This is a genomic window from Streptomyces sp. NBC_00464, from assembly GCF_036013915.1.
Taxonomy (GTDB): Bacteria; Actinomycetota; Actinomycetes; order Streptomycetales; family Streptomycetaceae; genus Streptomyces.
In genome coordinates this window covers 1,120,446-1,146,344 of record NZ_CP107899.1, presented here as the reverse complement: position 1 = coordinate 1,146,344, position 25,899 = coordinate 1,120,446, and the positions used below count along the sequence as shown (strand labels likewise).

Below are 25,899 nucleotides of genomic sequence, written 5' to 3'. Positions count from 1 at the left end.
AGCCTGATGTGGGGGTGTGGCGTTCGAGTGACGGCCGGGTGCAGAGCTGCGGGAGGAGGGCGCGGCTCGGCACGGACGCGCTGTCCTCCTCCATCGTCCGCCCGCCGGAGCGGTTCGGCACGCGGAGTGCGTCCATCGGCACCCGGCAGGAGGCCGAGAAGGTTTCACCCCTGGGCGCCGCTCGGTACGGCCCGGAAACCCTGTCGCCCGAGCGGGCGGCGGATCGTATCGTCCTCGGCATGAAGGTGCTCTCCGTCAATATCGGCCACCCCCGCCCCAACCCCTGGAAGGGGCTGAGCGCGACCGGGATCGACAAGCGGCCCGTTGACGGGCCGGTCGCCGTTGCCGACCCCGGCCCCAAGGGCACCGGCGTGGTCGGCCTCGCCGGTGACCGGGTCTACGACCTGCAGCATCACGGAGGCTTCGACCAGGCCGTCTACGCCCACGCCCGTGAGGATCTCGACAGCTGGGAGGGCGAACTCGGCAGGCCGCTCGCGAACGGAGCCTTCGGGGAGAACCTCACGACCCTCGGGCTGGACGTCAACGGCGCCCTGATCGGCGAGCGTTGGCGCATCGGGCCGGACGTGGTCCTGGAAGTGTCGTGCCCGCGGATCCCGTGCGGAACGTTCCAGGGCTGGCTGCAACGGGAGGGCTGGATCAAGAGGTTCACCCACGCCGCCCGGCCCGGTGCGTATCTGCGGGTGATCGAACCCGGCGACATCCGGGCCGCCGACCCGGTCGAGATCGTGCACCGGCCCGATCACGACGTGACCGTCGCGCTCACCTTCCGGGCCCTGACCCTCAACGCCGAACTGCTGCCGCGCCTGCTGGCCGCCGACGCGCTGCCGGCGGAGAGCAAGGAGCTGGTCCGGCGGCGGGCCTCAGCATAGCCACACCGCCGGCGGGTGACCGTGCCCTGGCCAACCCCCGACGTCCACCGGAACCGTTCGGTCCCTGGGGAGTTACGGAAGCCGGGCCCCGGCTTCACCCACCCCCGGTTGCCGGACGCTCTAACCTGCACGGGTGACCACCGACCTGACCCTGTTGCCGCGTGTCGCCTATCGCGGACAGGAGCTCACCGCGCCCAGGCTCCGCGGTCTTCTCGCGTTGCTGGCAGGCGACTTGCGCACGGGCTGCAGCAGCGAGCGGCTCGTGGAAGGGCTGTGGCCGGACGAGTTGCCGGAGCGGCCGGGCAAGGCGGTACAGGTCCTCGTGTCCAGGGCCCGTTCGCTGCTGGGCGCCGACGTCATCGCCAGTACGCCGACCGGATACCGGATCGCCCTCGCCGAGGAGCAGGTCGACACCTCCGCCCTCCTGCTGCACGCCGCCGCGAGCGCGGCCCGGGCCAGGGCCGGGGACCACGCGGCATCGCTCGCCGCGGCCGAGGCCGGGCTCGCGCTGTGGGCGGGCACGCCCGACGGGGCGGGCGCCACCACCGACGACCCCGTGGCCGCGCTGCGTGCCGAGCGCGCGCCCGTGCGCGGCACACTCGTACGCGCGCAGGCCCTCGCCCTCGCCCGGCTCGGGCGGCACGCCGAGGCGGCCGGACCGCTGGCCGAGGCCGCCGCCGGGCATCCGCGCGACGAGGAGGTGCTCGCCGAACTGCTGCGCGGCGAGGCGGCGACGGCGGGCCCGTCCGCCGCGCTGCTGCGGTACGAGGCCTACCGCAGCCGGCTCCGCGACGAGCTCGGCACCGACCCGGGCGCCGGGCTCAAGGCCGTACAGCACGAACTGCTGCGCAGCGAGGCGCCCGTGGTCAGGCACGGCGTACCGCACGAGCCGAATCCGCTCCTCGGCCGCGACGAGGACATCGCGGCGGTGCAGCGCCTGCTGCACACCTCCCGCGCCGTCACCGTGGCCGGCCCCGGCGGCCTCGGCAAGACCCGGCTCTCGCACGCCGTCAGCCGCCGGGCCGAACAGCGTGTGGTGTATTTCGTACCGCTCGCCGGCGTCACCGCGGACGCGGACGTGGCCGCGGAGGTGGCCTCCGCGCTCGGCGCGGGCGCCATGAGCGGCCAGGCCGCCGCCGATCCGGTGTCCGGCATCCTCGGTGTGCTCGGCTCCGGGCCCGCGCTCCTCGTCCTCGACAACTGCGAGCAGGTGGTCCGGGGAGCCGCCGACCTCGTACAGGCCCTGGTCTCGTCCTCGAAGGGCCTGCGGGTGCTCGCCACCAGCCGGGCCCCTCTGGGCCTCACGTCGGAGGCGGTGTACGCGCTGCCGGAACTCGGCCCCGACACCTCCGTCGAGCTGTTCACCCAGCGGGCCAGAGCCGCCCGGACAGGCGTTGAGCTGCCGCCGGACGTGGTGGCCGAACTGTGCCGCACCCTCGAAGGGCTGCCGCTCGCCGTGGAACTGGCCGCAGCACGGGTGCGGGTGCTCTCGGTGCCGGAGATCGCCCGCCGACTCGGCGACAGGTTCGCGCTGCTGCGCGGCGGAGCGCGCGACGCCCCGGAGCGCCACCGCACCCTGCACGCGGTCGTCGACTGGAGCTGGAACCTGCTCGCACCGGACGCCCGGGCGGCGCTGCGCACGCTGTCCGTCCTCCCCGGCGGCTTCTCCGGCGAAGCGGCGGAGCACTTCCTCGGCGACGACGCGCTGTTCCTGCTGGAGCAGCTGACCGACCAGTCGCTGCTCACCGTCGCCGACACCCCGGCCGGTGTGCGGTTCCGCATGCTGGAGACCGTACGGGAGTTCAGCGCGGCCCGGCGCGCGGAGGCGGGCGAGGACGAGGAGACCATCGGCCGGTTCCTCAGCTGGGCAAGGGACTTCGGGGTCACGTACCACGACTGGTTCTTCGGCCCGGAACCGCGGGCCGCCTGGGAGCGGATCAGACCCGAGCAGGACAACCTCGTCCTTGCCCTGCGATACGCCCTGGCCCGCACGGACGCCCCCGCCCTCGCCGCCCTCACCGCGGTACTCGGCGCCCTGTGGGCCACCGACTCCACCTTCCCCCGGCTGGCCGCCCTTGCCGCGGACACGGGCCCGCCGCTCTCGCACTACCACCCAGAACCCGCGCACGTCGAAGTCGCCCGCGCCGCCGCGGTGATGTGTACGGCGGGCCTGTTCATGGCCCACGGCCCGGTCGCCGTACGCCAGCTCGTCACCCTTCGGCGGCTGCCCGCGGCCCCGCCGGACACACTGCTTCGCGCCATCGGGGCGGTGCTGAGCGCGATCCCCGAGATGCTGCCTCCGGACCACGAGGTGCTGCACGGGCTCTGTGCCAGCGAGCAGCCGCTGGTCGCCGGCGTCGCCGAGTCCATCGCCACCTATGTCTGGGAGTACGAGCACGACATCGACGGCGCGCTCGCATCGGCCCGCCGGATACTCACCGAACTGGACCCGGTCGGGAATCCGTCCATGCAGCTCATGGGGCACTCCCGGCTCAGCGAGCTGTGCCTGCGGACGGGCCGGGGCGAGGAGGCGTACGAGCACCTCAGGGCGACGCTGGAGGTCGTGCCGCGGCTCGCCGACGGGCACGACTATCTCTTCATCCGCACGGGCCTCGTCCTTGCCTGCCTGCAGCGCGGCGAACCGGAGGAGGCCGAGTACTGGCTGCGCCAGGCGGAGCGCGACAGCCTTCCGCGGCTGGACTCCTTCTACCGGCCCGACCTCGCAGGGCGGGCCGAGATCGCGCTCGCCCGCGGGCTGACGGAGCTCGGCCTGGGCCTGTGGCGCGGCGCCGTGGAGTGGATGCCCAAGGCCGTCCCGACGCAGGGCGACGACCTCTGGCTCGACCCGTCGGCGCTGCACATCCAGTCGGCGGCGGTGACGGCGCACGCGCACGCCGGCCGTATCGAACTGGTCGCGGAGCCGCTCGACCGGCTGCGGAAGGGGCTGCGGACCCTGCTCTCCGGTCCGCCGGGCTCGCCCTGGCAGCTCCCGGTGTTCGGGACGGTGCTGCACGCCCTCGGTCTGGCGGGGCTCGCCTCGGGCGACGACGACGCCACTGCTGTACGGATGCTCGCGCTGGCCGAACGGTTGCGGGTGATGCGTGACTTCCAGCCGACGATGTCGGCGGACCGCGCCCGGCAGGCGGCCGAGAACGCCGACCGGGCGGCGTACGCCGACGCGGTGTCGGAGTATGCCGCCCTGGAGCGTGACGAGCTGCGGGAGGCAGCCCGCGCGCTCACTTCGGGTCGCGGTTGAACTGGGCCATCGACCAGCGGTAGCCGAGCGCGACCAGCACGACGCACCAGCCGATCGCGATCCATCCGTTGTTGCCGATCTCGGTGCCGAGCAGCAGGCCGCGCAGGGTCTCGATGGCCGGGGTGAAGGGCTGGTACTCGGCGATCGGCCGGAACCAGCCCGGCATGGTGTCGGCCGGGATGAAGGCGCTGGAGATGAGCGGGAGCAGGATCAGCGGCATGGCCATGTTGCTGGCCGCCTCGGCGTTCGGGCTGGCCATGCCCATCCCGACCGCGATCCAGGTGAGCGCCGTGGCGAACAGCGCGAGCAGCCCGAGCGCCGCGAGCCACTCCAGGGCCGTGGCGTCCGTGGACCGGAAACCGATGGCCACGGCGACCGCCCCGACGAGGAGCAGGCTGGCGAGCACCTGAATCACACTGCCGACGACGTGCCCGACGATCACCGAGCCGCGGTAGACCGCCATCGTGCGGAAGCGGGCGATGAGGCCCTCGGACATGTCGGAGGCGACGGAGACCGCGGCCCCGATCACGGTGCTCCCGATGGTCAGCATCAGGATGCCCGGGACGATGTAGGCGATGTAGTCGGAGCGGTCCGCGCCACCGATACCCGCACTCATCACGTCGCCGAAGATGTAGACGAAGAGCAGCAGCATCATGATCGGTGTGAGCAGCAGGTTCAGGGTGAGGGAGGGGTAGCGCCGGGCGTGCAGGAGGTTGCGGCGCAGCATCGTGGACGAGTCGCGGGCGGCGAGGGAGAGGGTACTCATCGGACTGTCTCCTTGGACTGGTCGGTCTGGCTCGGCAGGGTGGCGCTGGTCAGGGCGAAGAACACGTCGTCGAGGTCGGGGGTGTGCACGGTCAGTTCGTCGGCCTCGATGCCGGCGGTGTCCAGCCAGTCGAGAATGGCGCGCAGCTCGCGCTGGGTGCCGTCGCTGGGGATCTGCAGCGACAGGGCCTCGTCGTCCGGGGTCGCCTCGCGCAGGGCGGCGGCGGCTGCCCGGTACGTCTCCGGGTCGGTGAACCGCAGCCGCACATGCCCGCCGGGGATGAGCCGCTTCAGCTCCTCGGCGCTTCCCTCGGCGGCGAGCCTGCCGTCGTTCAGCACCGCGATGCGGTCGGCGAGTTCGTCGGCCTCCTCCAGGTACTGGGTGGTGAGGAAGACGGTGACCCCGTCCGAGACGAGCCGGCGGATGATGGCCCACATGTTGTGCCGCGAGCGGGGGTCGAGTCCGGTGGTCGGCTCGTCGAGGAAGATGATCCGCGGATTGCCGACCAGGGTCATGGCGATGTCGAGACGGCGCTTCATGCCGCCGGAGTAGGTGGCGGCGGGCTTCTTCGCGGCGTCCGCGAGGTCGAAGCGGTCAAGGAGTTCGGCGGCGACCCGCCGCCCTTCGCTCTTGGGCAGGTGGTGCAGATCCGCCATGAGGAGCATGTTCTCCTCGCCGGTGATCAGCCCGTCGACGGCGGAGAACTGCCCGGTGACGCCGATCGCGGCGCGTACGGCCTGCGGGTCGGTGGCCAGGTCGTGGCCGCCGACGTGCAGTTCGCCGGCGTCGGCGGTGATGAGGGTGGAGAGGATCTTCACGGCGGTGGTCTTGCCGGCGCCGTTCGGGCCGAGCAGCGCGAAGACCGTGCCGGTCGGGACCAGGAGGTCGATGCCGTCGAGGACCGTCTTGTCCCCGTAGGCCTTGCGTAGTCCCTTGGCCGAGATGGCGGGAGAGTGCGAAGTGGTTGTCGTCATGCCGAGGAGGTTGCGGCAGGGCGCATTCATCGCGGTTTCACGACGGTTTCAGTGCCTTGAAACCGGGCGGCGGAGGCGGCAGGGCCCGCTCCGCGCCGCGTTCCTCGATCCTTCTCGGTGGCAGCGGCGGAGGCGGACAGAAGCGTCGCACCGGCGAGGCTGCCCCAGAGTGCGGCCGGTCCGTGGGAGGCGAGAGCGGTGATGACCGCCGGTGAGACGGCGAGGCCGAAGCCCGTGGAGAGCTGGAAGCGGGCGAGGGCGCGTCCCAGGAGATGGGTGGGGGCGAGGGCGGTGACGAGCGCGGTGGCGCTGCCGGCGTAGATGATCTCGCCGATCGTGCAGACCACGGACACGGTGACGACGGCCGGGGCGCCCCAGCCGTGTCCCAGTGAGGTGGCCGCGAGGAAGCCGAGGTAGGACGCGGCGAGTACCACGCCGGCAAGGGCCAGCACGGCCCGCCGGGAGAAGCGGGACATCAGGACGGTGACGGGAACCTGCAGGGTGACCACCAGCACCGTGTTGGCCACGAAGATGGCTGCCGACCACACCGGGGATGCGTGCATCTGCGTCACGAGGACCAGAGGGAGCGCGATCTCGGGGACGTTGAGGCAGAAGACGTAGACCACGTTGGCGGCCAGCAGCGCGCGCATGCGGGGCGCGGGCCCCTCGTCCCCGTCCTTGGCCGGGGTGGCGGCCGGACGGGCGTGGACGTGGACCGACCACGCCAGGGCCGCCGCGGCGAGATAGGCGAGCCCGGTGACGGCTGCCAGTGCCTGCAATGCGGTGGCGCCGCCCGTCAGGCATGCGGTGGCAAGGAGCGCGCCCGCGCCCAGGCCGGCGTTGCGCAGGGCGCGGCCTGCCGCGAGAGCGGTGTCGCGGTCCCGGCCGTGGGCGACCGTGGCCACGAGAGCCGCGTGGGCGGCCGGCCATGCCTGGTTGCCGATACCGAGGAAGAGTGCCGCCGCGGCGAACAGCCAGACGTGTCCCGCCGGGGTGGCCAGCAGCAGCGCCACGCCCAGCACCCGTACCAGCATCGACGCTGCCACGACCGTGCTGCGTGCGCCCCGGTCCAGCCAGCGGCCGACAGCGGGCATGCACACCAGGCCGACGACGACGCCGACCGTCATGGCGATGCCGGTGGCAGGCGCGGACAGCCTCAGTACCGTGAGCCCGTAGAGGAGCAGAAAGGGCCGCAGCATGCCGGTTCCGAGTGCGTCCACCGCCAGGGCGACGGCATAGCGGGGGCCTCCGGAGGCGCGGACGAGGGCGCGCGGCTGGAGCTTGGTGGTGGTTGCCATGGCGCCAACGGTGCGTTCGGCCGCCGGGCCGGCCATACCGGTTGACGGACACCGTCAATCGACGCGTTCGTCGGCCGTTCGCCCGGCGATGATGAGGGGATGACGCTGAGGATCGACATCAGCGGCCTGCCGTCCGGGCGACTGCGGTTCGCCGCCTCCCCGCTGGCCGAGCTGACCGCGATGCTGCACGTGCTGGCCGAACCCGCGCACCACCCGCAGCTCGCCGGCTGGGCCGGGGACGTCTGGGCCGGCCTGCGGCCGGAGCTGGCCGAGCGGCTCAGGGAGGCGGAGTTCCTCTGGCGTTCCTCACGAGCCGACTTCCTGGTCCCCGCCCGTCCCCGGCCGACCCTCGCCGAGGAGTTGGACGACGTGGACCGGATCGACGACGAAACCTATGTGACCGCCGCGCTCGTCACCACGTGCGGCAGCAACCGGGTCCACTTCGGCGCGCCGTCGCCGCTCGTCGACGCGACGGCACGCGAGCGGGCGCTGGACCTGGCCCAGGCCCGCGGCGCGCTCCAGGAGGCCTTCGCGGAACGGCTGCTCGCCGACCCGGCCGCCGTGCGGGCACGGGTACGTCACACCCTCGAACAGTGCGCCGACGCCTTCTTCGACGCCGCCTGGACGGGCGTCGCCGCGCAACTCGCCACCGACCTGCGCCTGAAGAACGACCTGCTGAAGCGGCGGGGCACCGGGGCGGCGCTCGCGTCGGTCTCCGGCGCCGTCACCCTGGCGCCGGACGGCAACTGCATCATCGTGGACAAACTGCAGGACAACGCGACCACCGCCCACGGCACCGGGGTCACCTTCGTCCCCAGCGTCTTCGGCCGCCCGCACCTGCTGGTGGTCCACGCGCCCGGATGGCAGCCGGTGGTGCAGTATCCCGTGGCCGAGGCGAGTCCGGCGGAGCCGGTATCGCTGGAAACGGTCACGCTACGGCTGGAGGCACTCGCGCATCCGGTACGGCTGCGGCTGCTGCGTACCCTGGCCCGCGGCCCGCACACCACCGGTGAGCTGGCCCACGCCTGGGAACTCTCACCCCCGGAGGTCTCCCGCCACCTCGCTGTCCTGCGCCGCGCGGGCCTGCTCACGGCCCGTCGGCAGGGCCGCTACGTCCGCTACACCGTCAACCTGCCCGATCTGACGGCGCTGGGGACCGACCTGCTGGCGGCCGTACTGCGCTGAGTGGCTCCGGTCCGGCGGAGCGGATGAGGGCGGTCGGGCACGCCCTGACATGACCCTTCCGCGGTCATGTACTAGAGTTATCTCGACATCGAGATATATGCCGAAGGTGCACAGCGGACCGCCGCACAGTAAGGGCTACCTAACTAAGCCTTACCTTAGCGGATGGTCGGGTGGCCGAAGCGGCACCACGCGGCGCCCGCCGTAGTGAGGCGCGGCGCGGAGTTACGCGCACATTGATGAAGGAGACTGTCGTGTCGGCGAACAGCTTCGACGCCCGCAGCACGCTGCGCGTGGGCGACGAGTCGTACGAGATCTTCAAGCTGGACAAGGTCGAGGGCTCCGCGCGCCTCCCTTACAGCCTGAAGGTGCTGCTGGAGAACCTGCTCCGCACGGAGGACGGCGCGAACATCACCGCCGACCACATCCGGGCGCTCGGCGGCTGGGACTCCCAGGCTCAGCCCAGCCAGGAGATCCAGTTCACGCCGGCCCGCGTGATCATGCAGGACTTCACCGGTGTGCCCTGTGTCGTGGACCTCGCCACCATGCGTGAGGCCGTCAAGGAGCTCGGCGGCGACGCCACGAAGATCAACCCGCTGGCCCCGGCCGAGCTGGTCATCGACCACTCCGTCATCGCCGACAAGTTCGGCACCAACGACGCGTTCGCGCAGAACGTCGAGCTGGAGTACGGCCGCAACAAGGAGCGCTACCAGTTCCTGCGCTGGGGCCAGACCGCCTTCGACGAGTTCAAGGTCGTCCCCCCGGGCACCGGCATCGTCCACCAGGTCAACATCGAGCACCTGGCGCGTACGGTCATGGTCCGCGGTGGCCAGGCGTACCCCGACACCCTCGTCGGCACCGACTCGCACACCACCATGGTCAACGGCCTCGGTGTGCTGGGCTGGGGCGTCGGCGGCATCGAGGCCGAGGCCGCGATGCTCGGCCAGCCGGTCTCCATGCTCATCCCGCGCGTCGTCGGCTTCAAGCTGACCGGCGAGCTCCCGGCCGGCACCACCGCCACCGACCTCGTGCTGACCATCACCGAGATGCTCCGCAAGCACGGCGTCGTCGGCAAGTTCGTCGAGTTCTACGGTGAGGGCGTCGCCGCCACCTCCCTCGCGAACCGCGCCACCATCGGCAACATGTCGCCGGAGTTCGGCTCCACCGCCGCGATCTTCCCGATCGACGACGAGACGCTGAAGTACCTGCGTCTGACCGGCCGCGACGCCCAGCAGGTCGCGCTCGTCGAGGCGTACGCCAAGGAGCAGGGCCTCTGGCTCGACCCGGCCGCCGAGCCCGACTTCTCCGAGAAGCTGGAGCTCGACCTCTCCACGGTCGTCCCCTCCATCGCCGGCCCGAAGCGCCCGCAGGACCGCATCGTCCTCGCGAACGCCAAGGCGCAGTTCGCCCAGGACGTGCGCAACTACGTCTCGGACGACGAGGAGGCGGGCAAGGAGTCCTTCCCGGCCTCCGACTCGCCGGCCACCCACAACGGCGTCCCGTCGAACCCGGTCACCGTGACCGCCCCCGACGGCACCACGTACGAGCTGGACCACGGCGCCGTCACCGTCGCCGCGATCACCTCCTGCACCAACACCTCGAACCCGTACGTCATGGTCGCCGCGGCGCTCGTGGCGAAGAAGGCCGTCGAGAAGGGCCTGACCCGCAAGCCGTGGGTCAAGACCACCCTCGCCCCGGGCTCGAAGGTCGTCACCGACTACTTCGACAAGGCGGGCCTGACCCCGTACCTCGACAAGGTCGGCTTCAACCTCGTCGGCTACGGCTGCACCACCTGCATCGGCAACTCCGGCCCGCTGCCGGAAGAGGTCTCCAAGGCGGTCAACGACCACGACCTGGCCGTCACCTCGGTGCTCTCCGGCAACCGTAACTTCGAGGGCCGGATCAACCCCGACGTCAAGATGAACTACCTGGCGTCCCCGCCGCTGGTCGTCGCGTACGCCATCGCCGGTTCGATGAAGGTCGACATCACCAAGGACGCCCTCGGCGTCGACCAGGACGGCAAGCCCGTCTTCCTCGCCGACATCTGGCCTTCCGAGGCCGAGGTGAACGACGTCGTCGCCAACTCCATCGGCGAGGACATGTTCAACAAGTCCTACCAGGACGTCTTCGCGGGCGACGCCCAGTGGCAGGCGCTCCCGATCCCCACCGGCAACACCTTCGAGTGGGACGCCGAGTCCACCTACGTCCGTAAGCCCCCTTACTTCGAGGGCATGACGATGGAGACCACCCCGGTCTCCGACATCACGGGCGCCCGCGTCCTCGCGAAGCTGGGCGACTCGGTCACCACCGACCACATCTCCCCGGCCGGTGCGATCAAGGCCGACACCCCGGCCGGCAAGTACCTCACGGAGCACGGCATCGAGCGTCGTGACTTCAACTCCTACGGCTCGCGCCGTGGTAACCACGAGGTCATGATCCGCGGCACGTTCGCCAACATCCGCCTGCGCAACCAGATCGCGCCGGGCACCGAGGGCGGCTTCACCCGCGACTTCACCCAGGCCGAAGCCCCGGTGTCGTTCATCTACGACGCCTCGCAGAACTACCAGGCCGCCGGCACCCCGCTCGTCATCCTGGCGGGCAAGGAGTACGGCTCCGGCTCGTCCCGCGACTGGGCGGCCAAGGGCACCGCGCTCCTGGGCGTCAAGGCCGTCATCGCCGAGTCCTACGAGCGCATCCACCGCTCGAACCTCATCGGCATGGGCGTCCTCCCGCTCCAGTTCCCCGAGGGCCACACCGCCGAGACCCTGGGCCTCGCCGGCGAGGAGACCTTCTCCTTCACCGGCGTGACCCAGCTGAACGACGGCACCACCCCGCGCACCGTCAAGGTCACCACCGACACCGGTGTGGAGTTCGACGGCGTCGTCCGCATCGACACCCCCGGTGAGGCGGACTACTACCGCAACGGCGGCATCCTGCAGTACGTGCTCCGCAGCCTGATCCGCAAGTAGGGATCAGCGGCAGTACGGCGAGAGGGCCGCATCCCCGGTGACGGGGGTGCGGCCCTCTCGCATGTTCCGGACGGGAGGCCCCGCGTCAGGTCCGGGTGAGGGCACCCGCCGTGGTGAGCCGGTGAATGCCGTGCAGCTGCGTCATCACATCGCGCAGCGACCGGCAGTCCCGCGGACCCGGGCCCGGCGCCGGACGCGCGGTGCGGTGGCCGTCCTCCAGGGCGTCCGCCAGCACGGACAGCGCCGTCGTCACGCGCTCCGCGTCACCGGACGAGGGCCGCGGCACCCCGTTCTCCACCCGCAGCGCGCACGCGGTCGCCGCGTCGACGACCAGCTCGGCGGCCACCGTCACCGCCGACCAGTCGTGGCGCCGCCCGCCGAACGGACCGGGCAGCTCGGCCGCGACGGTCTCCGCCGCGGCCCGTGCCTCGGCGAGCGCCCGGTACGCGGCGCCGCGCAGCGCCAGCCCCTGTACGTCGCCCCGCTGCCGGCCGCCCCCCGCCGGGTCCGGCGCGTCCAGCACATGGCGCAGATACCGTTCCGTGCAGCGCAGCGTGACGGCGAACCGGTGACCGACACGAACCCGGGGATCGGCCACCAGCGGGAGATGGCCGACGAGCAGCACGATGACGCAGGCCAGGAACGTCTCCAGCAGCCGGGACGCCGCCGCCTCGGTATCACCCGCGGTGTGCACGAACGACAGCACGAGCACGGTGATCACCGCGGTCTGGAACGCGAAGTGGCGGGTGGACAGCGGGACCAGGGCCCCGGCCACGACGACCGCCGCCACGACGAGCGGTGGGCCGAGGCCACCGAGCGCGGCCATGAGCGCGACGAAGGCGAGGACCCCGGCCACGGTCCCGGCGAACCGGTTCACCACGCGCGAGAACAGCGGGCCCATGTCGGGCTTCACCAGGAACGCGGCGGTGGCGGGCAGCCAGTACCAGTGGTCCTCGTGCAGCAGCAGCGCGACGGCCGCCGTGACCGAGACGCAGAGCGCCACGCGCAGCCCGTACTCGCGTCCGGCGGGCGTGAACAGACCCGGGCGGAAACCGGAGTCCGGACCGGCCGTGCGCCGGTGCTCGGGGCGCTGCGGAGCGGGCGCGCCGGCCGTCGTCCGGTCGAAGACCACCGCGGCCTCCAGCACCGCCCGGTCGAGGGCGAGGCGTTCGACGGTGTCCGGGCGCGGGCTCGGCAGCGTACCCGCGGGTCCGCCGGAACGGACTGCCGCGGCGAGCCGCCGGGGGCCCTCGGCCACGGTGTCCGGCACGGGCCTGCCCTCCCACAGGAGCGCGATGCTCGCCTCGCAGAGCGCGACCCCGGCGCCGAAGCGTTCGGCGAGGGCGCGGTCCGCGCCGCCGGCCCGGCGCGGCCAGGGCAGCAGCCGCATCAGCCGCAGCGCCTCGTCGGCCTGCTGCTGCGCGGCGACCAGTGCGCGTCGGGCGGACGGCGCCCCCGGTCCGCCGAGCGCGCCCAGCGCGTCGGCGAGCGCGTCGAACACGGCGGCGACGGCCTCGCGTTCACCGCTCCACCGCGTCGCGTTCCGTGAGCGCGGGGTGCGCAGCAGCAGCCGGAGGAGGACCAGCCAGCCCGCGCCGGAAAGGAAGCACAGCGCCTTCAGCCACGCGGGTCCGGCCAGCGGCATTCCCATGCCGATCGTCGTGGCGACCAGCATCTGGAGTGCGGCCGCCGACCACACACCGCCCCTGGCGCTGAGCGCCCCGGAGACCCAGCCCACCAGGAAGAGCACGGGGACCGCCGCCCACCGCCCCGTCGCGTCCGCGACCAGTGCGCCGACGAGCAGCCCCGTCGATCCCGCCGCGGCCGGCAGCCCTATGTGGACGAGCCCCTTGCGGCGGGTTCCCGGACGGTCGTTGACGCCGGCCAGCATCGCCCCGAGCGCGGCGAGGACGCCCGCACCCGGCTGCCCCAGCGCGATACCGGCCCCGAGCAGGGGGCCCGCGCCGAGCGCGCCGCGCACCATCGCCGTACGGGGCACGGGGGCCCGGCGCAGACGGGTCACGTGGGCGAGCCAGGCGGGCGCGTGGCGCCGCGGTCCTGAGCGGTCGGCCTTGTCTGGCGGAACGTGCACCGCAGATCCTCCTCGTTCACCGGCCGGACCACGGGGTCCGGGGGCGGGGGTGGAGCGGGCAACGGCGGCCGCGTACAGCGAACGTAACAGGGGGACTTGTCGGGCGGGCTGCGGCGATGTTTCGGGCGTGTGATCGTTCGGTACGGTCCGCTGCCGCACGCCGGTACCGGCACGAAACCGCAGGTCGTCCGCGGGGTCGCGCACGGCATCCGCGGGCGAGGCCCTACGCTCGAAGGCCTGATGACCATCCATCCCACCTCGCCCGGCGCCAAGGCCGGAACCGAGTCCGTGCGCCGTAACAACCTCGGCCTCGTCCTGCGCGCCGTCCTGGAGGAGGGCGAGGTGACCCGCGCCCGGGTGGCGGCCCGCGTCGGGCTGACCCGCGCCGCGGTCTCCTCGCTCGTCGAGGAGCTCCTGGCGCTCGACCACCTGACCGAGTCCGGCAAGACGTTCAGCGGAAGCGCCGGACGCCCCGGCACCGTGCTGAAGGTGTCGGACACCGGCCCCGCAGGCCTCGGCGTCGAGATCAACATCGACTATGTGTCGGTGTGCGCGGTCGGGCTCACCGGCACCGACCGGGTCCGCGTCACCGAACACATCGACAACCGCGACACCCCGCCGGCCGAGGTCCTCGCCCATGCGGCCCGGCTCACCAACCGGGTCATCGCCTCGACCGGCGAGCAGGGTCTGCGGGCCGTCGGCGTCGAGCTGGCCCTGCCCGGACTCGTTTCCGGCGGCATGGTCCGCCAGGCACCCAACCTGGGCTGGTACCGCGTCGCGGCCGAAGGCATCTTCGGCCAGGCGCTGAGCACGCTGCGGCCGGCGGGGCGCGCGCTGGCGGTCAGTTCCGACAACGAGGCCAATCTGGCGGCGCTGGCCGAGCTGTGGTTCGGCGGCCTCGGCGACGCCGGCTGCTTCCTCTATCTCACCGGCGAGATCGGCGTCGGCGGCGCTCTGGTGCTCCACGGCGAACTGCTGCGCGGCGCCCACGGTTTCGCGGGGGAGGTCGGGCATGTGGTCGTCGACCCGGAAGGGCCGCTGTGCGGGTGCGGCGCGCGCGGCTGCCTTGAGCAGTACGCCGGTCAGGCGGCGCTGCTGCGGGCCGCCGGTATCGATCCGGCCGCGGGTGTGCGCGGGCTCGGCGAGCTGGAGAAGCGGGCGAGGGAGGGCGACCCGGGGACGCTGGAGGTGCTGCGGGCGGCCGGTGACCGGATGGGCGTGGTGCTGGCCGGGGCGGTCAACCTCTTCGATCTGGACAGCGTCGTCCTGGGCGGCATCTACCGCGACCTGATGCCGTGGCTCGCGGCGGCGGCCGAGGCACAGCTCACGGACCGCGTGGTGTCGGGCCGGTGGCGCACCGACGGCAGCGGGCTGCGGGCCTCCTCGCTCTCCGGCGACGCGGCACGGGGCGCGGCGGCCCATGTGGTGCGCGGGGTGCTTGCGGACCCGGCGGCGTACGCGGCGCGCTGAGGGCCGGGGCACGCAACGCACTGCCCCCGTCCGCTTCGAGGGCGAACGGGGGCAGGAGGCCGACCGGACTACTTCCGGTGCGCCGCGATCAGCTCCTGATACCAGCGGTAGCTGTCCTTCGGCGTGCGCTCCAGGGTGTCGTAGTCGACCCGGATGATCCCGAACCGCTTCGCGTAGCCGAGCGCCCACTCGAAGTTGTCCAGCAGCGACCAGACGTAGTAGCCGCGTACGTCGACGCCCGCGTCCATGGCCGCCCGCAGCGCCGTCAGGTGCGTCTGCAGGTACTCGACCCGGTCCGCGTCACGCACCGCGCCGTCCGCGTCCACGGTGTCGAACTCCGCCGAGCCGTTCTCCGTGATGTGCACCGGCGGCAGCGCGTCCCCGTAGGTCTGCTTCAGCGCGGTCAGCAGATCGGTGAAGGACTCGGGCACGACCGGCCAGCCCATCGCCGTCTTGCGGACGCCCCGGTACTCGCCCTCGCTGTAGCGGTTGTCGGTGGCGACCCGCAGCGCCGGGTCGGCCTCGCGGTGCGGGGCGGCGGCGACCACGATGGGGCGGTAGTAGTTGATGCCCAGGAAGTCCATCGGCTGGGAGATCAGCTCCAGGTCGCCCTCGCGCCGGAAGTCCTGCGCGGTGATCAGCTCGCCCCAGGTCTCCTCCTCGGTGACCGGGTAGCGGCCCGCCAGGATCGGCTCGGTCCACACCAGGTTGTGCTGGGTGTCCGCACGGACGACCGCGGCCAGGTCGGCGTCCGACTCGGTGGCCGGTACGTTGCGGTCCAGGTTGAGCGTGATGCCCGCCTCGCGGACGCCCGCCGCGCGCAGCGCGGTCATCGCGTGTCCGTGGCCGACGAGCAGGTGGTGCGCGGCGGCCAGGGCGCCGCGCCCCTCCTTCGCGCCCGGCGCGTGCCGGCCGACCGAGTAGCCGAGGAACGCGCTGCACCACGGCTCGTTCAGCGTGATCCAGCGCGGCACCCGGTCGCCCAGGTGCTCCGCCATGATCGCCGTGTACTCACCGAAGCGCTCCGCGGTCTCGCGTACCCGCCAGCCGCCCTTGTCCTCCAGGGCCTGCGGCAGGTCCCAGTGGTAGAGCGTGGCGGCCGGCTCGATGCCCGCTTCGAGGAGCTCGTCGACGAGCCGGGAGTAGAAGTCCAGCCCCTTGGGGTTGACCGCCCCGCTGCCGGTGGCCTGGATCCGGGACCAGGCGATCGAGAAGCGGTACGACTCCACACCCAGGTCGCGCAGCAGCGCCACGTCCTCGGGGTAGCGGTGGTAGTGGTCGCAGGCCACATCACCCGTGTCACCGCCGTCGGTCCTTCCGGGCGTGTGGCTGTAGGTGTCCCAGATGGACGGCCCGCGGCCGTCTTCATCCACGGCGCCCTCGATCTGGTACGAGGCCGTGGCCGCGCCGAAGACGAAACCGGGCGGGAAGACCGGGAAGTCACTCATGGAAACCCTTACTTGACCGAGCCGCCGGTGATCCCGGCGGCGATGTACTTCTGGGACAGGACGAGCAGGATCGCGGCGGGCACGGCCGAGAGTACCGAGGCGGCCATGACCGAACCCCAGTCACCGACGTGCGCGCCGATGTACTGGTAGATGCCCAGCGTGATCGGCTTGACGTCGTCCGTGGTGTTCAGCGTCAGCGCGAACATGAAGTCGCTCCACGCGTAGAGGAACGAGAACAGCCCGGCGGTGATCAGCGAGTTGCGGCTCATCGGCAGGACGACCTGGATGAACGTACGGATGCGGCCGGCGCCGTCGACCTCGGCGGCCTCGATGACCTCGCGCGGGATGGACACCATGAACGAGCGCATCAGCACGATGGCGAAGGGGATGCCCAGCGAGGCGTCCGCCAGCATCAGGCCGAAGTAGGAGTTGACCAGGCCGAGGTCCACGTACGCGCTGTACAGGGCGTTCGCGATGACGATGCCCGGCACCATCTGGGTGATGAGCGTGCCGAAGACGATCGTCTTGCTGCCGCGCAGCTTGAACTGCGCCAGGCCGTACGCCGCCGGAGCGGAGATCGCCAGACAGATGGCCACGGCGCCGAGCGCCACGGCCAGCGAGGTCAGCAGGTTGCCGCCCTGATCGCTGAGGGCGGAGGTGAAGCCGGAGAAGTCCACACTCGTGGGAACCGGGCCGACGTCGACCAGGCCCGCGTCCGGCTGCAGCGCGGTGTTGATCATCCAGTACAGCGGGAACAGCATCACCGCGAGGACGGCGAGACCGAAGACGGTCGCTCCCCAGCGGCGCTTCGGCCGGTGGACGGCGGGAGCCGGGGCGGCGGGGATCTGGGTGGTGGTCGCCATGCCGGTCACTTCCCCTCGTTGCGGTTGACCCGCAGGTAGAACACCGCGAAGACGGCGGAGATCAGGATCAGGATGTTGCCGACCACGGCACCGGCCCCGAAGTCCATCTGGACGAAGGAGTTCTGGTACGTGAGCGTGCCGAGCGTCTGGGTGGAGTCGGCGGGCCCGCCGTCGGTGAGGGCGAGGACCAGGTCGAGGATCTTGACCGTCGACATGAAGCCGAGCACCAGCACCACGGTGATGACGGGCTTGAGCATGGGCAGGGTGACCGAGCGGAACGTACGCCAGGCGGACGCGCCGTCGAGCGAGGCGGCCTCGTTCAGCTCCTTGGGGACCTCCTGGAGGCCGCCGTAGAGGATCACCATGTTGAACGGGATGCCGATCCAGATGTTGACCAGGACCACCGAGAACAGCGCCATGCTGGTGCTCGTCAGCCACGGCGTGTCACCGGGGAGGCCGACGGTGCCCAGGAAGGAGTTGAGGACACCGGTGTCCTGGTCGAAGATGCGCCGCCACACGATGCCGGAGACGACCATCGGGACGAGCCACGGCAGCAGGATCAGCGAGCGCAGGATCCCGTTCAGCGGGAAACGGCGGGTGAAGAAGACGGCGAGGGCCAGGCCGATGCAGAACTGGCCGACGAGCGATCCGACCGTGAAGAGGATCGTCTGCCACAGGGCCTTGCCGAACAGCCCGTCGTTGAAGACGTTCTTCCAGTTGTCGAGGCCGTTGAACGGGGCCTCGCCGGTGAAGAAGGTGGACGGCGAGTAGTCCTGGAAGCTCATCACGATGTTGCGGACGAGCGGGTAGCCGAAGAACAGCGCCATGAAGATCACGGCGGGGGCGATGAACCCCCACTGGGCGAGTGTCCTGCGCCGCTTGGCGCTCCGCGGGTTCACCGGCTTCTTGACCGCACCGGCCGCGGGGGCCTTCGGGTCGGCCGGCAGCGCGGCGGCCGAGGCTGTGGTGGATGACATGGTTCGTTACCTCAGTTCCCGCTCGTGACCTGCTGCTGGGCACGCTTGAGAGCGGCCTCGCTGGACTCACCGGTGAGCGCGGACTGGAAGGCGCTCTGCAGGGCCAGCGACACGGACGACCACTGCGCGCCGAGCTTGGCGGTACGCGAACGGGCCGTGGCGACCTGGTCGGCGAGGGCGGCCAGCTCCGGCGCCTTCGTGCGCCACACGGCGGCGGCCTTCTCGTTGGCCGGGACCATCCAGCTGTTGATCGCGTAGGTGATCTGTTCCTGCTCGCCCGACATGCAGCCGATGATCCTGGCGGACATCTTCTCCCGCGCCTCGTCACCGGTGTTGGGCACGGTCAGGATTCCGCCGCCCAGCGGGCCCACGGAGTCGTCGCCCGCCTTCGGGACCGGGATCTGGGCGATGCCCCAGTTCAGACCCTTCTTGGCGTTGAGGCTCTCGACCTGCCACGGGCCGTTGATCATCATCGCGGCGTTGCCGGCCATGAACTGGTCGTTCACATCGGCCTGGGTCCAGTTGACCGTCGACTTGGACAGCGAGCCGTCCTTGAGGAGGGCCTTCCAGTAGTCCAGCGCCCCGGCCACCTGCGGGCTGTCGAGCTTCGTCTCGTCGCCGCCGTTGGACCACATGAACGGGGTGAACTGGAAGACGCCGTCCTCCGCACCGCCCGCGCTGAGCGCCAGACCGTACCGCTTGCCCTGGGTGAGCTTCTTCGCGGTGTCCTGCATCTCGGCCCAGGTGGTGGGCACCTTCAGACCGGCCTTGTCGAGCGTGTCCTTGTTGTAGAACAGCGCCAGGGTGTTCACGGTGCGCGCCGCCCCGTAGTACTTCCCGTCGTACGAGCCGAAGTTGACGATCCCCTCGGGGATGTCCTTCGTCGTCAGACCGAGGTCCTTCAGCGGGATCAGCCCGCCCGCCTCGGCGAACGTCGGCATCTCGGACGCGTCCAGCTGGAGCACGTCGGGCAGCGACTTCGAGGACGCCATCCGCAGGGCCTTCGTCATCACCTGCGAGGCGGGGACGCTCTGCTGCTCGATCTTCACCCCGAGCGACTTGCTGCACCGGGCCAGCGTCTGGGCGTCCCAGCGGTGGTAGGACTCGTCGGTCGACGAGTTCATCACGGTGTACACGTCAGGATCCCGCTGCTGCCCGCAGCCGGACAGGACGACACCGCCGAGCAGTGCGGAGACGACGGTGAGCGGGACGATGACCCGCCGGTTGAGACGGCGGCGCGGCCGGCGCATGCCGTCCGGAGAAGGTGCTGTCACGATGGTGCCCTTGCGTGAGAGGGGTGCCGGCCCGCGGGGACCACTGTGTCCCGGCGAGGTGGATCCATCCGCCCCGGCGCGGGTCCGGCAGGCCCGCGCCCGGGGAGTGGGGGTGTCCGGCGGCGCTCCGCCGGACACCCCGTGGCGTCAGACGCCGAGCAGGTGCTCCATGGCGAGCTGGTCGAGCGCCTCGAACGCCATCGAGCGCTGGGCGGCGCCGTCCACGTCGAAGTCCTCGTACGCGGAACGGTCCGCGAGCAGGGCCTTGACGCCGTCGGCCGCGGTGGGCTGCGCCAGCTCGTCCAGACGGGAGGCGGCCAGCGCTTCCTTGACGGCCGGGTCGGCGCGGAACGCGAGCGCCCGCTCCTTGAGGATCAGGTAGTTGCGCATGCAGTTCTTCGCGGACTCCCACACCCCGTCGATGCCGTCGGTGCGCACCGGCTTGAAGTCGAAGTGCAGCGGGCCCGCGTAGTCCGAGCTCTCCAGCAGGTCGACGAGCCAGAAGGCCTGGCGCAGGTCGCCGGCGCCGAAGCGGAGGTCCTGGTCGTACTTGATGCCGGACTGGCCGTTGAGGTCGATGTGGTAGAGCTTGCCCGCCCACAGGGCCTGGGCGATGCCGTGCGCGAAGTTCAGCCCGGCCATCTGCTCGTGGCCGACCTCGGGGTTCACGCCGTACATCTCCGGGCGCTCCAGGCGCTCGATGAAGGCCAGGGCGTGGCCGACGGTGGGCAGCAGGATGTCGCCGCGCGGCTCGTTCGGCTTGGGCTCGATGGCGAAGCGGAGGTCGTAGCCCTGGTCGACGACGTACTCGCCGAGGAGGTCGAACGCTTCCTTCATCCGGTCCAGCGCGACCCGCACGTCCTTGGCCCCGCCGGACTCGGCGCCCTCGCGGCCGCCCCAGGCGACATACGTCTCGGCGCCCAGCTCGACGGCGAGGTCGATGTTGCGGATGACCTTGCGCAGCGCGAAGCGGCGGACGTCGCGGTCGTTGGAGGTGAAGCCGCCGTCCTTGAAGACGGGGTGCGTGAAGAGGTTGGTGGTGGCCATGGGGACCTTGAGACCGGTGCGGTCCAGAGCGCCCTTGAAGCGCGCGATGATCGCGGCGCGCTCGCTGTCCGAGGACCCGAAGGGAATCAGGTCGTCGTCGTGGAACGTCACACCGTGCGCGCCGAGTTCCGCGAGGCGCTCGACGGACTCGACCGGGTCCAGGGCGGGGCGGGTGGCGTCACCGAAGGGGTCGTTGCCTCGCCAGCCGACGGTCCAGAGCCCGAAGGTGAACCGGTCGGCGGGGGTGGGGGTGAAGCGATTCGACATTCTGCTGCCTCTTCGACATGGCCCGGGCGGCTGCTCTGCCGTCCGACCGATTTGTTTGCTGGCAGTACTAATACGGCATCTCGACGTTTGTTTCTAGACCACTTCTGTGACACATGCGTCACATAGGGACAACATGGCAGTCAGCTGTGGGGTCTTGCTGCCCAGGCGGGGCGGGCTGTGGGCCGCTTCCGGGTGCGTCGAAGCGCTTCGAAGAATTATTTGTTTTGTGTACGATCAAAATCGGGACCCACAGGAACGAGGTACGACATGCCGTCGCGACCAGCCAGAAACCCGGCCACCGCACCGGTATCGGCCGTCATCGGCGTGGACAGCTCCACCCAGTCCACCAAGGCCGCCGTCGTCGACACCGCGACGGGCCGGCTGCTCGCCGTGGGCCGCGCCCCGCACACCGTGACCGGCCAGGGCGGCGCCCGCGAGAGCGACCCCGAGCAGTGGTGGCAGGCCCTGCGCACGGCCGTCGCCGCCGCCCTCGCCGAATCGGGCCTGGACCCGGCCGCCGTCACCGGGATCGCCGTGGCCGGCCAGCAGCACGGACTGGTCACCCTGGACGCCGACGGCAGGCCCCTGCGCCCCGCCCTCCTGTGGAACGACACCCGCTCCGCCCCGCAGGCCGCCGCCCTCACCGCCGCACTCGGCAGGGAAGCCTGGCTGGACCGCACCGGCTCGGTGCCCGTCGCCTCGATGACCGCCGCCAAGTGGATGTGGCTCCGCGAGAACGAACCGGCCACCGCCGCCGCGACCGCCGCCGTCCGCCTCCCGCACGACTTCCTCACCGAACGGCTGACCGGCGCCGCCGTCACCGACCCCGGCGACGCGTCCGGCACCTGCTGGTACGACCCCGCCACCCAGGGTTACGACCCCGAGCTGCTCGCCCTCACCGGCATCCGCGCGGACATGCTGTCCACGGTCGCCGCCACCGGAGCCACCCGCGCCGGACACCTCACCGCCGAGGCCGCCCAGGCCATCGGCCTGCCCGCCGGCATCCCCGTCGCCGCCGGCACCGGCGACAACATGGCCGCCGCGGTCGGGCTCGGGCTGGGCGCCGAAGGGCTCCTCGACCACCCCGTCGTCAGCCTCGGCACCTCGGGCACCGTCTTCGCCGCCACCCGCAACCGCCCGCACTCCGCGCTGCTCGCCGGATTCGCCGCCACCGACGGCACCCGCCTCCCGCTGGGCTGCACCCTGAACTGCACCCTCGCCGTGGACAAGGTCGCCGAGCTGCTCGGCCTGGAGCGCGAGGACGCCGCACCCGGCGGCGAGACCGTGCTGCTGCCCTTCCTGGACGGCGAGCGCACCCCGGACCTCCCCGCCGCCTCCGGCCTCCTGCACGGGCTGCGGCACGACACGACCCGGCAGCAGATCCTCGGCGCCGCCTACGAGGGCGCCGTCGTCGCCGTCCTGCGCGCCCTGGACGAGCTGCCCCTCGACGCGCCCGACGCACCGCTGCGCCTGATCGGCGGGGGAGCGCGGGGCACGATGTGGGTGGAGACCGTGCGCCGGCTGTCCGGCCGTGCGGTGATCCTCCCGGACTCCGCCGAGCTCGTCGCCCTCGGAGCGGCCGCCCTCGCCGCGGGCGCCGCCACCGGCCGCGACCCGGTGGCCCTGGCGACGGAGTGGGGCGCCGGTGAGGGCCGCGAACTGCCCGTCGTGCCCCGGGACGCGGCGACCTGGGACCGGGTGACGTCGGTCCTCGACCGGGCGGCACCCGCACTCCTGACGACGTAACCGCACCCCTGACGACGTACCCCCGCACACCCCCCGTACCACCGGCTAAGGAAGACCCCCCATGAAGTTCACCGACGGCTTCTGGCAGATGCGAGACGGTGTGAACGCCTCGTACGCCACCGAAATCCGCGACCTCCGCCTCGACGCCGACCGCCTCACCGCCCACGCCGCCGTCAAGCGCGTGACGCGGCGCGGGGACACCCTGAACGCCCCCCTGATCACGGTCGAGGCGTACGCCCCCGCCGAAGGCATCATCGGTGTCCGCGTCACCCACCTCTCGGGCAAGCGCCGCCCCGGCCCGGACTTCGCCCTCCCCGGCGCCACCGAGGACGCCCCGGCCACCACCCGTAACGACGGCCCGACCGCCGAACTCACCAGCGGCCCCCTCACCCTCCGGCTGCCCACCGAGGGCGACTTCGGCCTGGAGTTCCTGGACGCGGACGGCCGCCTGCTGACCGCCGCAGGACGCAAGGGCACCGCCTTCGCCACGGTCCAGGACGGCGGGCACCACATGTTCGCCCAGCTGGCCATCGGCGTCGGCGAGACGATCCACGGCCTCGGCGAGCGGTTCACCCCGTACGTCAAGAACGGCCAGGTCGTCGACATGTGGCAGGCCGACGGCGGCACCAGCAGCGAACAGGCGTACAAGAACGTCCCGTTCTACCTCTCCTCGCGCGGCTACGGCGTCTTCGTCAACCACCCCGGCAAGGTCTCCTTCGAGGTCGGCTCCGAAGCCGTCGGCCAGGTGCAGTTCAGCGTCGAGGACCAGGTCCTGGAGTACTTCGTCGTCGCCGGGCCCACGCCCAAGGACGTCCTCACCCGCTACACCGCGCTCACCGGCCGCCCGGCCCTCCCGCCGGCCTGGTCCTTCGGCCTCTGGCTGACCACCTCGTTCACCACCGACTACGACGAGGCGACGGTCACCTCGTTCGTCGACGGCATGTCCGAGCGCGGCATCCCGCTCTCCGTGTTCCACTTCGACTGCTTCTGGATGCGCGAGTACCAGTGGTGCGACTTCGAATGGGACCCGGACACCTTCCCCGACCCGGCCGGCATGCTCGCCCGGCTCAAGGACAAGGGCCTGAAGATCTGCGTCTGGATCAACCCGTACATCGCGCAGAAGAGCGCCCTGTACGCGGAAGGCGCGGAGAAGGGCTACTTCGTCCTCACCCCCGAGGGCGACATCTGGCAGTGGGACAAGTGGCAGGCCGGCATGGCGCTGGTCGACTTCACCAACCCCGAGGCCACCGCCTGGTTCCAGGCCAAGCTGAAGACCCTCCTCGACCAGGGCGTCGACGGCTTCAAGACGGACTTCGGCGAGCGCATCCCCACCGACGTCGTCTGGCACGACGGCTCCGACCCGGAGCGGATGCACAACTACTACACGCACCTGTACAACAAGGCCGTCTTCGAAATCCTGGAGAAGGAGCGCGGACAGGGCGAGGCCGTCCTCTTCGCCCGCTCCGCGACCGCCGGCGGCCAGCAGTTCCCGGTCCACTGGGGCGGCGACTGCTGGTCCTCCTTCGAGGCGATGGCCGAGTCCCTGCGAGGCGGACTCTCCCTGTCCCTCTCCGGCTTCGGCTTCTGGAGCCATGACATCGGCGGCTTCGAGGGCACACCCGACCCGGCGGTCTTCAAGCGCTGGCTCGCCTTCGGCCTGCTCTCCTCGCACAGCCGCCTGCACGGCTCCTCGTCCTACCGGGTGCCGTGGGAGTTCGGCGACGAGGCCGTCGCGGTCGCCAAGCAGTTCACCGAGCTGAAGCACCGCCTCATGCCGTACCTGTACGGCGCCGCCGTCGAGGCCCACCGCACCGGCGTCCCCACCATGCGCCCGATGCTGCTGGAGTTCCCCGACGACCCGGCCACCCGCACGGTGGACCGCCAGTACCTCCTGGGCCCGGACCTCCTGGTGGCGCCGGTCTTCAGCGAGGACGGCCAGGTCGAGTACTACGTCCCCGAGGGCACCTGGACCCACTTCCTGACCGGCGAGACCGTCACGGGCCCCGCCTGGCACCACGACACCCACGGCTTCGACAGCCTCCCGCTCCTGGTCCGCCCCGGCGCGGTCCTGCCGCTCGGCGCGGACGCCTCCCGCCCCGACGCCGACTGGACGCAGAACCTCCAGTTGCGCGTGTACGCCCCCGAGGGCCTCGGCGACTTCACCCGCACGGTGACGGTCCCCGACCTCACGGGCGCCCCCGCCGCCACGTACGAACTGGTCCGCGAGGGCGGCACGCTCCGCGTCACGGCGGACACGGACCGGCCGTACGAGGTCGTGGTCGTCGGCGACGCGGCGCTGGAGGTCGTCAAGGGCTGAGAAAGAGACCGGCCCCTTCGTTCGCGGCGCCGGGTGCGCCCGGGCGGAGGGGCCGGCCGCGGGATGCGTGGAGGCGTACCGCGGAGTCCCGCTGCTCCGACCGGGCGATGCCGTTCACGCGGTGCCGTCCTCGGCACCGAGCGCGGAGAGCCGGGCGAACTGGTCTTCGGAGAGCTGCAGTTGGAGGGCGGCCAGGTTCTCTTCGAGGTGCTGCGGGGAGGAGGTGCCGGGGATCGGAACCAGGGTCGGCGAGCGGTGCAGCAGCCAGGCAAGGGCCGTCTGGGCGGGCGTCGCGCCCAGTTCGCCGGCCACGGCGGCCACGGGGCTCTGTGGGCCTGCGTGGGCGCCCATGGCGACAGGGAAGAACGGCAGGAAGGCGATGCCGAGTTCGGCGGTGAGATCGACCACCGCCTCGTAATGCCGGGCGGTCAGGTTGTAGAGGTTGTTCACCGCGGCGATCGGAGTGATGGCCACGGCCTCGCGCAACTGCCCGGCGGAGACCTCGGAGAGCCCGATGTGCCGGACCTTGCCCTCGTCCTGCAACTGTCTCAGTGCGCCCAACTGGTCGGCCAGCGGGTACGCCGGGTCGATCCGGTGCAGCTGGAGCAGATCGATCCGCTCCACCCGCAGTCGGCGCAGGCTCAGTTCGGCCTGCTGGCGCAGGTATGCGGGGTGCCCCAGAGGCACCCACTCGGCGGGTCCCGGTCGCACCACACCGACCTTGGTGGCAACGGCCACCCCGTCGTACGGGTGCAGGGCCTCGGCGATCAGCTCCTCGCCGGCGCCCAGGGCGTATGCGTCGGCGGTGTCGATCAGGTCGACTCCCTGCTCAACTGCCCGGCGAAGTTGTGCAATTGCCGCGGGCCGGTCGGTGGGGGCCCGCCAGATGGCGGCGGCCGCGGGGTCGGAGCCGGGGGCCGCGGGTCCGTCGGCCAGGCGCATGGCGCCGTAGCCGATCCGGCGCACGGTCAGGTCGCCGCCCAGGTCGAAGGTGGCCTTGATGGTGGTGGGGCTCTCGTTCGTCATGGCCGTGACGCTACGATCTGACACCGATGTGAGATTC

The 25,899-nt window shown here is 71.7% G+C and carries 17 protein-coding genes; 7 read left to right on the top strand and 10 right to left on the bottom strand.

What is annotated here, in order from left to right; all coding sequences use genetic code 11:
• The first annotated feature begins 239 nt into the window (after nt 1–239).
• Nucleotides 240–890, top strand: coding sequence for an MOSC domain-containing protein (locus tag OG912_RS04905; RefSeq protein WP_327713339.1), 651 nt, complete (start codon nt 240–242; stop codon nt 888–890).
• Between the two features lie 133 nt (nt 891–1,023).
• On the top strand, nt 1,024–4,146 hold the full coding sequence (locus OG912_RS04900) for an ATP-binding protein (protein ID WP_327708339.1): 3,123 nt from the start codon (nt 1,024–1,026) through the stop codon (nt 4,144–4,146).
• On the opposite strand, the gene OG912_RS04895 is transcribed toward OG912_RS04900, so the two are convergent.
• The 3 genes from OG912_RS04895 to OG912_RS04885 are packed head-to-tail and all read right to left on the bottom strand — an operon-like array spanning nt 4,127 to nt 7,184.
• Nucleotides 4,127–4,912 carry an ABC transporter permease gene (locus tag OG912_RS04895; protein ID WP_326739465.1) on the bottom strand — a complete coding sequence of 262 codons (786 nt, stop codon included), beginning with the start codon at nt 4,910–4,912 and terminating at the stop codon, nt 4,127–4,129. The genes OG912_RS04900 and OG912_RS04895 overlap by 20 nt on opposite strands.
• Entirely contained in the window at nt 4,909–5,886 is a 978-nt protein-coding gene (locus OG912_RS04890; RefSeq protein WP_327708338.1) for an ATP-binding cassette domain-containing protein, read from the bottom strand. The genes OG912_RS04895 and OG912_RS04890 overlap by 4 nt, the downstream gene beginning before the upstream one ends.
• Nucleotides 5,887–5,912: 26 nt before the next feature.
• On the bottom strand, nt 5,913–7,184 hold the full coding sequence (locus OG912_RS04885; protein WP_327708337.1) for an MFS transporter: 1,272 nt from the start codon (nt 7,182–7,184) through the stop codon (nt 5,913–5,915).
• 99 nt (nt 7,185–7,283) lie between these two features.
• Between OG912_RS04885 and OG912_RS04880 the strand changes: the two genes are divergently transcribed.
• A complete protein-coding gene (locus OG912_RS04880) occupies nt 7,284–8,369 on the top strand; it encodes a helix-turn-helix domain-containing protein (RefSeq protein ID WP_327708336.1) in 1,086 nt (361 codons plus the stop codon).
• 251 nt (nt 8,370–8,620) lie between these two features.
• The gene (gene acnA, locus OG912_RS04875) at nt 8,621–11,335 is read left to right on the top strand and encodes an aconitate hydratase AcnA (RefSeq protein ID WP_327708335.1); all 2,715 of its coding nucleotides are present in this window, start codon (nt 8,621–8,623) and stop codon (nt 11,333–11,335) included.
• An 85-nt stretch (nt 11,336–11,420) separates the two neighbouring features.
• Here the strand turns inward: acnA and OG912_RS04870 are convergent, their stop codons facing one another.
• The gene (locus tag OG912_RS04870) at nt 11,421–13,427 is read right to left on the bottom strand and encodes an FUSC family protein (protein WP_327708334.1); all 2,007 of its coding nucleotides are present in this window, start codon (nt 13,425–13,427) and stop codon (nt 11,421–11,423) included.
• A gap of 240 nt (nt 13,428–13,667) precedes the next feature.
• On the opposite strand from OG912_RS04870, the gene OG912_RS04865 reads away from it, so the two are divergent.
• Nucleotides 13,668–14,897, top strand: coding sequence for an ROK family protein (locus OG912_RS04865; protein ID WP_327708333.1), 1,230 nt, complete (start codon nt 13,668–13,670; stop codon nt 14,895–14,897).
• A 68-nt stretch (nt 14,898–14,965) separates the two neighbouring features.
• Here OG912_RS04865 and OG912_RS04860 read toward each other — a convergent pair whose 3' ends face one another.
• The 5 genes from OG912_RS04860 to xylA form a co-directional block, all read right to left on the bottom strand.
• Entirely contained in the window at nt 14,966–16,345 is a 1,380-nt protein-coding gene (locus OG912_RS04860) for a GH1 family beta-glucosidase (RefSeq protein WP_327708332.1), read from the bottom strand.
• A gap of 8 nt (nt 16,346–16,353) precedes the next feature.
• Nucleotides 16,354–17,208 carry a carbohydrate ABC transporter permease gene (locus tag OG912_RS04855; protein WP_327708331.1) on the bottom strand — a complete coding sequence of 285 codons (855 nt, stop codon included), beginning with the start codon at nt 17,206–17,208 and terminating at the stop codon, nt 16,354–16,356.
• Between the two features lie 5 nt (nt 17,209–17,213).
• On the bottom strand, nt 17,214–18,185 hold the full coding sequence (locus OG912_RS04850) for a carbohydrate ABC transporter permease (protein WP_326739474.1): 972 nt from the start codon (nt 18,183–18,185) through the stop codon (nt 17,214–17,216).
• A gap of 11 nt (nt 18,186–18,196) precedes the next feature.
• Nucleotides 18,197–19,435, bottom strand: a complete 1,239-nt coding sequence (locus tag OG912_RS04845; RefSeq protein ID WP_326740816.1) for an ABC transporter substrate-binding protein — start codon at nt 19,433–19,435, stop codon at nt 18,197–18,199.
• 171 nt (nt 19,436–19,606) lie between these two features.
• Complete coding sequence (gene xylA, locus OG912_RS04840; RefSeq protein WP_326739475.1) at nt 19,607–20,773, bottom strand: xylose isomerase; 1,167 nt, start codon at nt 20,771–20,773, stop codon at nt 19,607–19,609.
• 267 nt (nt 20,774–21,040) lie between these two features.
• On the opposite strand from xylA, the gene xylB reads away from it, so the two are divergent.
• Nucleotides 21,041–22,519 carry a xylulokinase gene (gene xylB / locus OG912_RS04835; RefSeq protein WP_327708330.1) on the top strand — a complete coding sequence of 493 codons (1,479 nt, stop codon included), beginning with the start codon at nt 21,041–21,043 and terminating at the stop codon, nt 22,517–22,519.
• A 61-nt stretch (nt 22,520–22,580) separates the two neighbouring features.
• The gene (gene yicI, locus OG912_RS04830) at nt 22,581–24,836 is read left to right on the top strand and encodes an alpha-xylosidase (protein WP_327708329.1); all 2,256 of its coding nucleotides are present in this window, start codon (nt 22,581–22,583) and stop codon (nt 24,834–24,836) included.
• A gap of 114 nt (nt 24,837–24,950) precedes the next feature.
• Here yicI and OG912_RS04825 read toward each other — a convergent pair whose 3' ends face one another.
• Nucleotides 24,951–25,862, bottom strand: coding sequence for an aldo/keto reductase (locus OG912_RS04825; RefSeq protein WP_327708328.1), 912 nt, complete (start codon nt 25,860–25,862; stop codon nt 24,951–24,953).
• Between the last annotated feature and the right edge of the window lie 37 nt (nt 25,863–25,899).